This is a genomic window from Streptomyces sp. SM10, assembly GCF_002910915.1.
Taxonomy (GTDB): Bacteria; Actinomycetota; Actinomycetes; order Streptomycetales; family Streptomycetaceae; genus Streptomyces.
In genome coordinates, this window is record NZ_NEUF01000160.1 from 19,265 (window position 1) to 33,284 (window position 14,020).

Annotated in this window: 12 protein-coding genes, 1 tRNA gene and 2 pseudogenes; 4 read left to right on the forward strand and 11 right to left on the reverse strand. The window is 68.0% G+C overall.

All coding sequences use genetic code 11. The features are described 5' to 3' along the window. Nucleotides 1–20: 20 nt before the first annotated feature. The 3 genes and pseudogenes from B9S57_RS36500 to B9S57_RS25660 all read right to left on the reverse strand — a co-directional run bounded on the left by B9S57_RS36500 (nt 21) and on the right by B9S57_RS25660 (nt 1,938). Nucleotides 21–662, reverse strand: a pseudogene (locus B9S57_RS36500) (TIGR02677 family protein). A gap of 522 nt (nt 663–1,184) precedes the next feature. Continuing rightward, nucleotides 1,185–1,258 (reverse strand) — tRNA-Met (locus B9S57_RS25655). A gap of 86 nt (nt 1,259–1,344) precedes the next feature. Beyond that, a complete protein-coding gene (locus B9S57_RS25660) occupies nt 1,345–1,938 on the reverse strand; it encodes a hypothetical protein (protein WP_146057810.1) in 594 nt (197 codons plus the stop codon). A gap of 49 nt (nt 1,939–1,987) precedes the next feature. Here B9S57_RS25660 and B9S57_RS25665 point away from each other — a divergent pair, with 49 nt between their 5' ends. Next, nucleotides 1,988–2,188 (forward strand): hypothetical protein, encoded by a 201-nt coding sequence (locus B9S57_RS25665; RefSeq protein WP_103759595.1) that lies wholly within the window; start codon nt 1,988–1,990, stop codon nt 2,186–2,188. A 71-nt stretch (nt 2,189–2,259) separates the two neighbouring features. Here B9S57_RS25665 and B9S57_RS35810 read toward each other — a convergent pair whose 3' ends face one another. The 4 genes and pseudogenes from B9S57_RS35810 to B9S57_RS25680 all read right to left on the reverse strand — a co-directional run bounded on the left by B9S57_RS35810 (nt 2,260) and on the right by B9S57_RS25680 (nt 5,234). Next, on the reverse strand, nt 2,260–2,370 hold the full coding sequence (locus B9S57_RS35810) for a hypothetical protein (protein WP_258036590.1): 111 nt from the start codon (nt 2,368–2,370) through the stop codon (nt 2,260–2,262). Beyond that, on the reverse strand, nt 2,367–2,876 hold the full coding sequence (locus B9S57_RS35815; protein WP_308457422.1) for a PP2C family protein-serine/threonine phosphatase: 510 nt from the start codon (nt 2,874–2,876) through the stop codon (nt 2,367–2,369). The genes B9S57_RS35810 and B9S57_RS35815 overlap by 4 nt, the downstream gene beginning before the upstream one ends. A gap of 103 nt (nt 2,877–2,979) precedes the next feature. Next, a pseudogene (locus tag B9S57_RS25675) lies at nt 2,980–3,384 on the reverse strand (transposase family protein); the annotation flags it as partial. 383 nt (nt 3,385–3,767) lie between these two features. Beyond that, nucleotides 3,768–5,234 (reverse strand): non-reducing end alpha-L-arabinofuranosidase family hydrolase, encoded by a 1,467-nt coding sequence (locus B9S57_RS25680; protein WP_103759596.1) that lies wholly within the window; start codon nt 5,232–5,234, stop codon nt 3,768–3,770. Between the two features lie 562 nt (nt 5,235–5,796). Between B9S57_RS25680 and B9S57_RS25685 the strand changes: the two genes are divergently transcribed. Further along, a complete protein-coding gene (locus B9S57_RS25685) occupies nt 5,797–7,230 on the forward strand; it encodes an endo-1,4-beta-xylanase (RefSeq protein ID WP_103759597.1) in 1,434 nt (477 codons plus the stop codon). Nucleotides 7,231–7,753: 523 nt separating this feature from the next. On the opposite strand, the gene B9S57_RS25690 is transcribed toward B9S57_RS25685, so the two are convergent. After that, nucleotides 7,754–9,259, reverse strand: a complete 1,506-nt coding sequence (locus B9S57_RS25690; RefSeq protein WP_164493661.1) for a SulP family inorganic anion transporter — start codon at nt 9,257–9,259, stop codon at nt 7,754–7,756. A gap of 405 nt (nt 9,260–9,664) precedes the next feature. Here B9S57_RS25690 and B9S57_RS25695 point away from each other — a divergent pair, with 405 nt between their 5' ends. After that, the gene (locus B9S57_RS25695) at nt 9,665–10,078 is read left to right on the forward strand and encodes a MerR family transcriptional regulator (protein WP_181011467.1); all 414 of its coding nucleotides are present in this window, start codon (nt 9,665–9,667) and stop codon (nt 10,076–10,078) included. Nucleotides 10,079–10,567: 489 nt separating this feature from the next. Here B9S57_RS25695 and B9S57_RS25700 read toward each other — a convergent pair whose 3' ends face one another. After that, entirely contained in the window at nt 10,568–11,971 is a 1,404-nt protein-coding gene (locus B9S57_RS25700) for an NAD(P)-binding domain-containing protein (RefSeq protein WP_103759598.1), read from the reverse strand. Nucleotides 11,972–12,075: 104 nt separating this feature from the next. Between B9S57_RS25700 and B9S57_RS25705 the strand changes: the two genes are divergently transcribed. Then, nucleotides 12,076–12,456, forward strand: coding sequence for a helix-turn-helix transcriptional regulator (locus B9S57_RS25705; protein ID WP_103759599.1), 381 nt, complete (start codon nt 12,076–12,078; stop codon nt 12,454–12,456). Nucleotides 12,457–12,549: 93 nt separating this feature from the next. Here the strand turns inward: B9S57_RS25705 and arsB are convergent, their stop codons facing one another. Then, on the reverse strand, nt 12,550–13,665 hold the full coding sequence (gene arsB, locus B9S57_RS25710) for an ACR3 family arsenite efflux transporter (protein ID WP_103759600.1): 1,116 nt from the start codon (nt 13,663–13,665) through the stop codon (nt 12,550–12,552). Further along, nucleotides 13,662–13,970, reverse strand: a complete 309-nt coding sequence (locus B9S57_RS25715) for a helix-turn-helix transcriptional regulator (protein ID WP_103759601.1) — start codon at nt 13,968–13,970, stop codon at nt 13,662–13,664. Before B9S57_RS25715 ends, arsB begins: the two co-directional genes overlap by 4 nt. Nucleotides 13,971–14,020: the final 50 nt, after the last annotated feature.

The window sequence follows — 14,020 nt, forward strand, 5'->3', positions numbered from 1 at the left end:
CGCCCGCCGGGCGCGGTCCGTTACTGGATGAGCCGGTCCTTGTACGCGAGGAAGACCGCCTCTTCGACATCGTGCAGGTCGATGGTCTGCTGGAGCGATCCCATGAAGGCCCGGGCGTTGTCGGCGAGCGCGGCGAACCGGCTGGCCAGCGCGTCGAGCGCCAGATGCGCTATGGCCGGATCCGGCTGCTCCTCGGCAGCCAGGACGAGAAGGGCGCGAAGCTGGGTGACGATGTCGTGCAGGGCCACGGCCTAGAGGGCACCGCGCCGCCCGAGCGCCTCGTCATAGGCGGACAAAGCCTCCTCGGCGGCCTCCCCCTCCCTCGTGAGCTGGTAGATGAACCGCTTCCGGTAGAAGTCCTCGACCGCGGTCACCCGGGCGGTATCGGGATCCGCCCGCAGATTGCCCCAGCCGACGAGCCTGTCGAGCGCGCCGACGACGGTGTCCGGCTCGGCGGGACGGACATCCGCCGGCAGCGCGGTGTGCAGGTCCTCGGGCCGCAGGTGGACCGCGAACCGCTCCTTGGCCGTCAGGAACGTCCGCATCACGTGACGGTAGAGCGGAGTGTTCGGCACCGTGAGATGAGCGAAGGGGCCGAAGCCCGACGGCTCGGGAAGGGGGCCGGCGGAAGCGCTGGGGGCGGTGACAGTCATCGCCGCCATTGTCCCTGAGGCGCGGCAACCTCGGAAAGAGACCGAAATATCCGGCCGATTCACCCCGTTCTGACCGGTTCAGGATGTCAGGTCGAAGCCGGAGGAGGAGCGTCTCCCGACCCCCCGCCGCCGGTGAAGCCGTCGCGGTGAGGGTGATCAAACCCACGGTCGTCGATTCGGAGACCCGGCAGCGGTTCGCCCAGGAGATCGAGGCGATCCCCTGGTAGCGGTGACGGACGGAGGGGGCGAACAGGTCGGCGCCGTCGATGCGGAACCACAGGTCTGACTCCCGGGCCACCTGGGTGAATCCGGCGAGCTCGCCGGCCCTGCTCAATGGCCAACCCGACCAACTGCGGGAGAAGCTCACGCACCTCAAGTGCACACATCACCAGCCTGACGGCACCGGCACGAGCCCCGGGCCAGATGGGCAGACCGATCAACGCCTACGGAAATCTTGAAACACCCGGACACACCCCCTCCGCACCACGACGAAGGCCCGGCACATGGCGTGCCGGGCCTTCGTCGTACAAGTAGCGGGGACAGGATTTGAACCTGCGACCTCTGGGTTATGAGCCCAGCGAGCTACCGAGCTGCTCCACCCCGCGTCGGTGGATGCAATCTTACGGTACTCGGGGAGGGTCCTCCTCCCGATGATCTGTCGGCTTCGGTGCGGCAGCCTGCCCCTGCGAGGTCACCTCAGGCCGATGGCCGAGATCACTTCCTGCTCGATGGTGAATCCGCCCGGCGCCTGCGCGGTGACGCGCAGGGACACCGAGTGCGCGGTGCGCGGCGTGCGCAGGTCGGCCGTCCAGCGGCCGTCACCGCGGCGGTGCAGGTTCGCGTTCTGCCAGGTCGTGCCCTCGTCGTACGAGACCTGGAGCGTCGCTGCGTTCGCCTTGACGTCACCGGGGACCGTGGCCGCGCTGACCCCCAGGTCGAGGGTCTTGCCCGCCCGGGCGAGGCCCTGCAGGTCGGTGTCGAGGGAGTAGCCGACGTTCAGCAGGGGGACGTCGGCGCGGGCGGCCGGGCGTGTGAAGTCGAAGCCCCACGCCGTGCTGGTCCGGGTGGACGTCGGCCACGTGGTGTTCGACCGCTGTCCGGTCGCCGTCAGTGTGTAGGAGCCGGCGGGAAGGTTGCTCGCCCGGCCAGCCCGGGAGTTGACTGCGGCCACCTGGGTGCCGTCGGCGCGCGTGAGGACAGTCCTGAAGCCCGTACCGCCGAAGCCGGTGTGGCTGTCGTCGCCGCCCGACCACATCGGGATGTTCCACTGCAGGGTGCCGCTCACGGAAGCGAAGGCGGCGTAGGCGGAGTCGAGGCGCGGGGCCTGGACCGGCTTGAACCAGTTCCTCGGAGACGCCTACGACGCCGTCACCGGCCAGAACGGCGGCGCCGGCGTCTTCCTCGACAAGTACCTCCCCGTCCGCCCCGCCTACCGCCTCTACCGCGCCGAGTACATGCTCCGCCAACAAGGCTGCGACGCACTCGCCGACCTCTACGCCGAAGCAGCCGACGAACTCTTCCTCGCCTTGGCGTAACCGTCAGCGGGGTGTTCGTCCAGTTCGCCGAGTCCACGGACTCCGTGCGGGACTTCTACGCCTCATGCGACTCAACGGGGAGCGGGCGAAGGGGAGATTCCGTCGGAGTGGTCGGCGTGAATTAGCTCGAGACACCTGCGCAGGGGAAAGAACTCGTCAGCCCGATTCCTGGCTTCCGTCACGCCATCGGTGACGAGCAGGACGGTCTCCTGCCTGGCGTAGGAGATGTGGCTGACGACTGGGGGCTGCCGGTGAGTTCAGCCATGCCGACTGGTGACCCCTGTTCCTGGGGCAGTTGCCGCACCCCATGGGGGCCGATCACAAAGGGGCCCTCGTGGCCGAAGTTGACGACTTCGACGCTGCCGAAGTCGGTGGCGAAGGAAATGGCCACTGCGGTGGCGAAGCGTTCCTCGTGATCACCCAGTGCTGACTTCAGGAATTTGTGCCTGCTCAGTCCTGATTCCATACGACTGGCAAATACATCGAGGCCGGGCTCGTGATACCCGGCTTTCCGGAAGGCGCCCACGACCGCCCCTGCGGTTGACACGGCAGGAAGACCCTTTCCCTGAACATCCCCCAAAATTGCTCGGGTGCCATGAGGCGTTGACAGCACCTCGTAGAAGTCCCGCCCACTCGTGCTTCGACATCGGCTGCGAGGTACCAGGCGGCCACCTCCACCCCGCCCCACCAAGGCGGGATCGGCCGCAGCAGCACCTGGCGAGTCGTTTCCGCCGCACTCCAAGGGCGTGCCGGGCTGCGGTTGGCGGCGGTGCTTCGGCGGTGACGAGGAGGTCGGTGAGGACCTGGACGTTCATGCCGTGTCGCTTGTGTTTGCCCGAGCAGTACGGGGTGTCGGAGGCGATCCGGCCGATCGGAAGCAGGGTGCCGTCCAGGATCACGAACGCCTTGGTCCGCGCGACACGCATCGCCTCGGCCGGAGTGGGTGCGAGCGCGGCCAAGATCTCAACGGCTTCACGTATGGAGCGGTAGGCAGTCGCGATGCCGATTCCGAACCCGGCGGCGAGCTGGGCGTAGGTGCCACCGCACCGCAGATGGGCCAGGGCGGGGAGGGCCTGGCGGCCGGCGGTCAGACGCCGCCACCGGGTTCCGATCTCCGCTCGCCGCACAGCGAGCCGTCCGGTCAGGAACCGCAGGGTGCGACTGGACTGGTCGATCGACGACGGGTAGACAAGCACACGAAGCTCCTGGCGGACGGAGGATCTTGGTCGTGAACCCGTCTACCAGGAGCTTCGTCGTTTCGTAGATCCGTCCAACCCGCGGCCAGCGCCGTCAGGTTGGAACACTCTCACTGCCGAAACGTCAGATAGCTGACACCCGTCGGTCTTCACGGAGGGTTATTGCGGAAGTGGCCTCGCAACGCCTTCGGCGGGGAGGTAGTCGCAGGAGTGAGCATCGGACAGCGTCGGCGAATCGGTCGGGCTGGTGGGGGTAGGCGTCGCCCACCAGCGCGCTCCGTCGCTGTATGGGCGCTGACGTTGTTGCGCGAACCGGGCGGGCTCGGCCTTCCGCCGAGCCCGCCACGACGGCCCCGTACCGGAGCCGGACATGTGTCACGTCGTCAGCGCTGCAGTGTCAGCAGACCAGGACGGTAGGGCAGGAGGCCGTAGTCGCCGCTGGAGTTGGGGCTGCGCCCCTGGTAGAGCAACTGGAGGCTGCAGGGATCGACGGTCATGGTCTGGTCAGGGCTGGTGCGGATCAGTTCGCCGTGGCTGATGTCGTTGGTCCAGGAAGCGCCGCTGTTGGCCTTGCCGGCGAAGGGGTTGGTCTCGGTCGCGGCCTGGGGTGTCCAGGCGCCGTTCAGGCTCGTTGCCGTGAACGAGCGGAAGTAGCGCCCCTGTGAGCCGATCGCCTCGACGATCATGAGATAGCGGTTCTGACCCTGCAGCTTGTAGACCTGCGGGGCTTCGAACAGGTTGTTCGTCGTATCGCTCATGATCACTGTCGAGGTCGCGCCGAAGCTGCCCGGGAAGTTCCCGATCGGCATACTGGCCCGGTAGATCTTGCCGTTGTCGCCGGCGAAGAACAGGTACATGTTCGTCCCGTCACCGATGAGCGTCTGGTCGATGGGTCCTGTTCCGGAGTCGGGGATGCTTCCGGAGAAGAGCACCTGCGGGGATGACCAGCCGTTCGGGTTGGTGGGATCGCTCGACGTCCGGTAGGAGAAGGCGGACCCGCCCCACTGGTAGGCGAGCACCCAGATATCCTTCGGCGCGAAGTAGAAGAGCGTAGGCGCGACGGTGGAAGCTGACATCGCGTTCTGGCCGGCCGAGGCCATCTCCGACCAATCGTCGAACAGGCCGAAGTTCATCGAACCCCAACTCGTCCCCGTGTCGTGCGTCGTCGCATAGACGAGCTGTCTGCCGTCGTAGGGGACGACGGTGAAGTCCTTCAACGAGACCCACCCCGGCTTGGGCTGCGCCAACGGGCCCGATGATGTCCAGCGGTACGTCCCCGGCAGAGCGCACGGGCCGGTGTTGCCGCCGCCGACCTTGACGAGCTGCCACTGCTGGTTGGCGCCGCCCCAGTCGTCGTACTGGACGATGTTCGCGTTGTCGGCGGTGGAGGCACCTTGCACCTCGAGGGCCTTGCCGCTGTGGCGCGAGATGAACCTCACGTAGCCATCCGAGCTGTCCGCGAGTCGCCATTGCTGGTTGGCGGCGTTCAGGTCGGTCCACTGGACGATCGATCCGCCGTTCGCGGTGGACCAGTTGTGGACGTCCAGCACCTTGCCCGAGTGGCGGGACTTGATGCGGTAGTAGCCGCCCCCGGAGTCGACGAACTGCCACTGCTGCTGGCTCTGATCGTTTCTGGTCCACTGAGTGATGCGGGCGCCGTCGGAGGTCGCCATGTTGTAGACGTCCAGGGCCTTGCCGCTGTTGCGATTGACCAGCACATACGAGGCGTTGGGGTCCACGGTCGCCGCCTCGGCGGGCTGGGCGCCGAGGAAGGTGGCCACGAGCAACAAGGGTGCAAGGACCGCGAGCAGGCGTCTTGGCCGGGCCGAGAACGAGTGGCGATACCACATGAGCTGCGCCTCCTGGGGGCTGGGTTGAGGTGACCCTGATGAACAGCGGAGCGGAAGTGCCGTGGGTTCGGGACAGTTTCGAAAGTTTCGAGAATTCCCGGATACTTCGACGCCACAAGCTAGGGATGCGGGGCACTCCGGTCAAGGCTTGTCCCTGATCTGTCCACAAACAGCACCTCCCCTCAGGGCCTGACAAGGGATCACGCCGAACGGGCCTCTCCTGAGTGAGCGCATACAGTTCGCCAGCCCAAGGGGCATGTACGGAAGAGGGAGGCCGAGCAAGCAGCGTCCGCGCACTCGCCCGATCGCGCCCTGGGACGTCCACCAACGGAGACGCCGGGGCTGCATTTCGACTCACCAGGGTGCCGGAAAGTTTCGGATGCCCAATCGAAACTTCTTCTGCGAGGAGTATTGACGGCCCATCACCGATGCCTCAATCATCCCTGTCTGAGGAACTGGCCAAGGTCCGAGATACCGAACGTCGACCTCGGCATCCTGTGCTGCACGGCAGATCCGCGCACCGCATCAGTCCTTCCGTGATTTCCACCTTGGAGGCACAGTCATGGGCTCCTACGCCCTTCCCCGACCCGTTGTCCGCCGGAAGACTCGCAGCCTGCTGTTGGCGCTGGTCGTCGGCACCCTCGGTGCGTCCGCCGCTCTGGTCGCGCCACCGGGAGCACACGCCGCCGAGAGCACGCTCGGCACCGCGGCGGCGCAGAGCGGACGCTATTTCGGCACCGCCATCGCCTCGGGCAGGCTGGGCGACTCGACCTACACGTCGATCGCGAACCGTGAGTTCAACATGGTGACGGCCGAGAACGAGATGAAGATCGACGCCACCGAACCACAGCGGGGACAGTTCAACTTCAGCTCCGCCGACCGCGTCTACAACTGGGCGGTGCAGAACGGCAAGAAGGTGCGTGGCCACACCCTGGCCTGGCACTCACAGCAGCCCGGCTGGATGCAGAGCCTCAGCGGCAACGATCTGCGCCAGGCGATGACCGGCCACATCAACGGCGTGATGGCCCACTACAAGGGCAAGATCGCCCAGTGGGACGTCGTGAACGAGGCCTTCGCCGACGGCAGCTCGGGAGCCCGACGCGACTCCAACCTGCAGCGCAGCGGCAACGACTGGATCGAGCTCGCCTTCCGCACCGCGCGCGCCGCCGACCCGTCCGCCAAGCTCTGCTACAACGACTACAACGTCGAGAACTGGAACTGGGCCAAGACCCAGGCCATGTACTCCATGGTCCGGGACTTCAAGCAGCGCGGCGTGCCGATCGACTGCGTCGGCTTCCAGTCGCACTTCAACAGCGGCAGCCCCTACGACAGCAACTTCCGCACCACGCTGCAGAACTTCGCCGCCCTCGGCGTCGACGTGGCCATCACCGAACTCGACATCCAAGGTGCCTCCCCCACGACCTACGCCAACGTGACCAACGACTGCCTGGCCGTCCCGCGCTGCCTCGGCATCACCGTCTGGGGCGTGCGCGACAGCGACTCCTGGCGAGCGGAGCAGACACCGCTGCTGTTCAACAACGACGGCAGCAAGAAGGCCGCCTACTCCGCCGTCCTCAACGCACTCAATGCCGGCGACACGACTGAGCCCCCGGCGGGTTCCGGACAGATCAAGGGCGTCGGTTCGAGCCGCTGCCTGGATGTGCCCAACGCCAGCACCGACGACGGCACCCAGCTCCAGCTGTGGGACTGCGGCAGCGGCGCCAACCAGCAGTGGGTGGCCACCGACTCGGGTGAGCTCCGGGTCTACGGCGACAAATGCCTGGACGCCGCCGGCACGAGCAACGGCAGCAAGGTCCAGATCTACAGCTGCTGGGGCGGCGACAACCAGAAGTGGCGCGTCAACTCCGACGGATCCATCGTCGGCGTCCAGTCCGGCCTCTGCCTCGACGCCGTCGGGACCGGCACCGCCAACGGCACCCGGATCCAGCTCTACTCCTGCTCGAACGGCAGCAACCAGCGCTGGACCCTCACCTGACGGGACCTGCCACAGGCGCAGGGGCGAACCGATGACGGCCTGCGGTGCGGTTTCTCCCGCCCTCCGGTAAGACATCGGGCTGCAGGGGCCCCTGGGACTCCTCTTTGGCTTTCGGCCGCATCAACGTGCAGGCGCAGGAGACACCTGGAGGATGATCCACGCAGGTCAACACTCTGCAACCGTGCGTCGCCGCAGGCCATTGAACCGCGCGGTCTCTTCCGGGACATCTGAAAGCCTTCAAGAAGGGCTCCGTCTCACCCATTCCGACCTGCAGAAACGCGAGTCGAGGCGGGGTGTGACGGAGTCCCTGGGACTTCTCTGGGACTTCGAACAAGGAGCGACGGCTTACGAACACCGCGCTCACCACAGGATGCGTCATCGAAAAGACGTCACAAGGACTCGACAGAGGAAGAACCTCAGGTCAGAGGCCATCCGGAGCGCGAGAGCCGGCCCGGCCCCGGACAGAACGACGGCCGCCGCGGCGACAGATGAGCCGGGCGGCCGTCGCAGCGGCCGGGTCAGGTCAGTGACTGGAGAGTTCGCCGGTGAGCTTGCCATGCAGGTCGGCGCTCGGGCTGTTCAAGCCGATGATCTCCACGCTCTTGCCTCGCTGGTCGTACTTGGTCTCGATCGCGTCAAGCGCTGCAACCGAGGAGGCGTCCCAGATGTGGGCGGCGCTCAGGTCGATGACGACCTTGTCAGGGTCGGTGGCATAGGCGAACTGACCCACAAGGTCGTTGGAGGAGGCGAAGAACAGCTCGCCGGTGACGGCGTACACCACCGTGCCGCCGTCGGGATCGGTGACCGCTGTGACCTCCGCGAGGTGAGCGACGCGCTTGGCGAAGATGACCATGGCGGTGACGGAACCGACGACGACACCGATAGCGAGGTTGTCGGTGGCGACCACGACAGCCACGGTGATGACCATGACAGTGATCTCCCCCGCGGGCATCCGCTTCAGCGTCTTCGGAGCGATCGAGTGCCAGTCGAAGGTGGCGAACGACACCATCACCATCACGGCGACCAGGGCTGCCATGGGGATATCGGAGACCACAGGGCCGAAGGCGACGCACAGCACCATCAGGAAGACACCGGCGAGGAACGTGGACAGGCGGGTCCGCGCCCCGGACACCTTCACATTGATCATCGTCTGGCCGATCATGGCGCAGCCACCCATGCCACCGAAGAAGCCGGTGACGATGTTCGCGACACCCTGGCCGATGGACTCGCGGGTCTTGGAGGAGTGGGTGTCGGTGATGTCGTCGACCAGTTTGGCCGTCATCAGCGACTCCATCAGGCCCACCAGTGCCATCGCCAAGGCGTACGGGGCGATGGTGGTCAGGGTGTCCAGGGTGAACGGCACATCGGGCAGCCCCGGAACCGGCAGGGAGGACGGCAGGGCGCCCTTGTCCCCGACGGTCGGCACCGCGATACCGGCGGCCACGGTGATGACGGTCAGGATGGCGATGGACACGAGCGGAGCGGGAATCACCCTGGTGACCTTCGGAAAGAAGACCATGAGGCCGAGGCCGGCCGCGATCAGCGGGTAGACGGGCCAGGGCACGTCACGCATCTCGGGGACCTGGGCCATGAAGATCAGGATCGCGAGGGCGTTGACGAAGCCGACCATCACCGAGCGCGGCACGAACCGCATCAGCTTCGCCACGCCCAGCGCGCCGAGGACGACCTGGATGACACCGGCGAGGATGACGGCGGCGATCAGGTAGCCCAAGCCGTGCTCACGGTTGAGCGGCGCGATCACGAGCGCGACGGCACCGGTCGCGGCGGAGATCATCGCGCGGCGTCCGCCGACGACCGAGATGACCACGGCCATGGTGAACGAGGCGAACAGGCCGATGGCCGGGTCCACTCCGGCGATGATCGAGAAGGAGATCGCTTCCGGGATGAGCGCGAGGGCGACCACCAGGCCGGCCAGCACCTCCGTGCGCCAGACCTTCGGGTCGTTCAGCCAGTGCGGGCGCAGGCCGCGCAAGCGCGCGGCGGGGGTCAGTACGGAAGAAGAAGACAAGGAAGCAGTACCTGTCGTGTCCGGGCACACCCCACTGGCGGGCCGGGGGATGCGGGAGAACGCGGAGGGGCCAAGTCGGCGCCACGCGGGCGGCCCGCGTGGGCGGACCGGAGGTCTGTGGAGGGGACGGAGCCGAGGCCCGCACCGAAAGCTCGGGTGTGCGACTCACATGGGGCGACGAGGCGTCACGGCGGGCAGGGGGCGGCGGTCAGCGTCATGGGCTCGCGCACGCTCACTCCTGCAAGGATCGGATCTTCGCCGGGGGCGACATCGGCACCGGCACAACACTGTCGGGGCAAGGCCCGTCGCCCTCGTCACCAGAAACTCTACCCTAACGTTAGGATAGACATCGATCAGGTTGCACGGAACGCGGCCCGGCACGGACAAGAAGGGCCATGGAGCGGCGTGGACGACAAGCACATGCAGATCGGCGAAGTCGCCGCGCGGACCGAGCTGTCGCTTCGGACCATCCGGCACTACGAGGAGACGGGTCTGGTCCTCCCCTCCGCCCGCTCCCAGGGCGGCTTCCGCCTCTACACCGAAGCCGACGTCGCCCGCCTCATGGTGATTCGCCGCATGAAGCCGCTCGGCTTCTCCCTCGACGAGATGCGCGACCTGCTGGAGGCCACCGAGCGCCTCGACAGCGGCGATGCTCTCGACGCCGCCGAGCGAGATGACCTGCTGTGCCGCGTGCGCACCTACGAACGGGCGGCCTCCGAACAGGTGGACAAGCTCCGTGTCCAGCTCTCCCGTGCCGAGGACTTCGCCGCCACCCTCCGCACCCGCCTGGAGCACGACGCCTCCATCGCCCTGTCCTGACCCGCGCGTCGCACTGCGCACGGCCGCACACGGGTCCTGAGATCGATATGGCGTGCGGGGCGGGGAAATCGGCGAGTTCGACCTCAGGAGGCGCTTTCCGGGTGTCGTGCCGTGGTCCGCGTCGTCGCCCCCGGTCGGTGGGTCACTGAGGAGGGATACGCCGAAGGCGTGCAAGCGCTCCATCGCACCCCTGTCCGGCGATGTCCGACGGGCCAGGGGTGCGATGGATCTCCTGGCAGACCGACGCCTCCAGACCGCAGCGGCCGCAGTCCTTCGGGTGCGACGCGTCAGCGGAGGTGAAGTAGCCCATTCGCCCAGGTCTGATCCACTGCCTCGCTCACCGGTCTTCGCCCCGACGGACCGGAGCCGAGCAAGGTGTCACGCAGGAATCGCGTGGCGACAGTGACCTGCGTAGCACTCGGCGGGGGGCCGTGACCGAACCCCCGTTCCGGTCACGGTCCCGCGCTCAGGGGCTTCGAGGAAGGTCGGTCACGCGCCGCAGCAACCGCCTGCCGGTGCTTCGTCCACGGCTGCGGCAGCGGCCGGCGCACCGGCACCGAGCTGAACCAGGGCGGGTTCCGGCGTCGCGCAGCAGCCCCCGGCGTCGGGCTCTGCGACAGCCGCGGCGTCGAAGAGCCCGGCCCCGCCGCAGACCCCGGTTTCGGGGAGGGTGAGTTCGACGCGGTCGGCCGCTTCCAGGTCGCCGGCGAGAGCGGCCGCCACGGAGCGGACCTGCTCGTAGCCGGTCATGGCGAGGAAGGTCGGGGCACGGCCGTAGGACTTCATGCCGACCAGGTACACGCCCTCCTCCGGGTGGGAGAGCTCGCGGTGGCCGTGCGGGTAGACGGTGCCGCAGGAGTGCTGGTTGGGGTCGATCAGTGGAGCCAGTTCGGTCGGGGCCTGGAGGCGTTCGTCGAGGCCGAGGCGGAGCTCGTCGAGGAAGCCGAGGTCGGGGCGGAAGCCGGTCAGCACGATGACTTCGTCGACCGCGTCCAGGCGGCGCCCGTCCTCGCCCACCAGGACCAGGCGTCCGTCGGTGTCGCGCTCGATCGCTTCGGTGCGGAAGCCGGTGACCGCGTCGGCGTGCCCCTCGTCGACGGCGGCCTTCGCCGCGAGCCCGAGCGCACCACGGGCGGGGAGCTGGTCGGCGCTGCCCCCGCCGAAGGTGGAGCCGGAGATTCCTCGGCGCAGGACCCACACTCCCCTCGTGCCGGCGCCGTCGTCGGACGTGGCGAGGTCGGCGAGGTGGGCGAGGGCGGTGAACGCGGAGGCCCCGGAGCCGATCACGGCAGTACGACGCCCCGCGTATCGGGCGCGCACGGCCGGGTCCCTGAGGTCGGGGACGCGGTAGGCGGTCCGGTCGGCCGCGGCCTTCTCGCCGAGGGCCGGCAGGCCGGAGGCGCCCGCCGGGGAGGGTGTGGACCAGGTGCCGGAGGCGTCGATGACGGCGCGGGCGAAGACCCGCTCCTCGCGGCCGTCGGTGTGGGCGATGTGCACGACGAACGGCTGCTGGTCGCGGTCGGCGTCCACGATTCGGTCACGGCCGGTGCGCGAGACACCGGTGACCCGGGCACCGAGCCGGACCCGGTCGCCGAGCACATCGGCGAGCGGCCGCAGGTACCGCTCGACCCACTCCCCGCCGGAGGGATACGTGCCCGGGTCGGGGCGGGTCCAGCCGGTGGGGGCCAGCAGCTTCTCGGCGACCGGATCGACCAGCTCGCCCCAGGTCGAGAAGAGGCGTACGTGCGCCCATTCCCGTACGGCGCTCGCGGCGGCGGGGCCGGCTTCCACGACGAGCGGGAACAGGCCGCGCTCGGTGAGGTGGGCGGCGGCGGCAAGGCCGACCGGGCCTGCGCCGATCACGACGACCGGCAGGCCCTCGGTGGTGGTCATGACGGTGATGTCCTCCGTGAATAGGCGGCGGGTCCAGCCACTGCTTCGATCACTGCCTATATACGGAGCTTGCCACCCATATCGATAGATGTCAACATAGATGTATGTCGAAGTATGAGACTGTCGGGCTTCCGGCCCCGGGCCCGGAAGCGGTCGCGCCATGCTGCCCTCCCCTCACCGCCGGGGAGCTGTCCGTGCCGGACGCGGAGCGAATGGCCGCGATGTTCAAGGCGCTCTCCGACCCGGTGCGGCTGCGACTGTTCTCCAGGGTCGCCTCGCATCCGGGAGGAGAAGCATGCGTGTGCGACATCCAGGACGTCGGCGTCTCCCAGCCGACCGTCTCCCACCACCTCAAGAAGCTCCGCGAGGCCGGACTCCTGACCTCGGAGCGGCGCGGGACCTGGGTCTACTACCAGGTCACACCCTCTGTCGTGGCCGCCATGTCCGCCCTGCTCGACCTGCGCCCGCCCGCCGGCGGCCGCTGACCCCGGCCGCCTCCCCCGCCCGGTGCCAGCAGCCGGTGCCGGGCGGGAGACGAGACGGCCGATACGCCTGGACCAGGCACGGGCCGGCTTCGTTCAGAGGTTCCGGCCGGGAGTCTCCACCGCCCCGGACTCGAACCTCTTCCGCCAGGCGAGCGCGACGTACACGAGCCCGATCAGGACGGGCACTTCGATCAGAGGGCCGACGACGCCGGACAGGGCCTGCCCGGAGGTGACGCCGAAGGTGGCGACGGCCACCGCGATCGCGAGTTCGAAGTTGTTGCCCGCAGCAGTGAACGCGAGCGTGGCGGTGCGGTCGTACGCCAGGCCGAGGCCCTTGCCGAGGAGGAAGGACCCGAAGAACATGATCGCGAAGTAGACCAGGAGCGGCAGGGCGATCCGCACGACGTCCAGCGGCTGCGAAGTGACCGCCTTCCCCTGGAGGGCGAACAGGATGACGATCGTGAAGAGCAGCCCGTACAGCGCCCAGGGTCCGACCCTCGGCAGGAACCTCGCCTCGTAGTTCTCACGGCCCAGCTTCTTCTCGCCGATCCTGCGGGTGAGGAACCCGGCCAGCAGCGGGACACCGAGGAAGACGACGACGTTCAGCGCGATGTGCCAGACCGGCACGTCCAGGCCCTGGCCGTCACCCAGGCCGAGCCACTGGGGCAGCAGGTCGAGGTAGAACCAGCCGAGCAGGCCGAACGCGACGACCTGGAACACGCTGTTGAGGGCGACGAGGACGGCCGCCGCTTCCCGGTCACCGCAGGCGAGGTCGTTCCAGATGATGACCATGGCGATGCACCGGGCGAGGCCGACGACGATCAGGCCGGTGCGGTACTCGGGCAGGTCCGGCAGGAACGTCCACGCCAGAGCGAACATCACCGCCGGTCCGACGATCCAGTTGATGACCAGCGAGGAGATCAACAGCTTGCGGTCGCCGGTCACCCGGTCGAGCCGGTCGTAACGGACCTTCGCGAGGACCGGGTACATCATCACGAGCAGACCGAGCGCGATCGGCAGGGAGATGCCGCCGACCTCGACCTTCGCGAGCGCGTCGTTCATCCCGGGGATCAGTCGGCCCAGACCCAGGCCGATGGCCATGGCGAGCAGAATCCACACCGCGAGGTAGCGGTCCAGGGTGGACAGTTTCCTGACGATCGAATCATCCTCGCCACCGGTCGGAGCGGTGCCGGGTTCGGTGGAGGTCACGGGCAGGCCCTCTTGTTCCCGGCGGCTGTACGTGCGGACTCGGCCAGCGCGGCGAACCGCTCGGACAGACCGGCCAGCACCTCGGGCCTGAGCCTGTAGTACGTGAAGCGGCCGCACGGCTCGGTCTCCACGATCCCGGCCTCGCGCAGCACCTTCATGTGGTTGGAGAGGTTGGTCTGCTTGGCTCCGGTCTCCTCGACCAGGTGCGTCGTGCAGAGCGTCTCGCGCGCGAGCAGGGTCACGATCCGGAGGCGGAGCGGATCGCCCAGCACCCGGATCGCATCAGTATCGACTGAAGTCAGCATGCGCTGATACTGTCACATCATCGCTCGCTGATACCAGCGAGGGTTGAAGT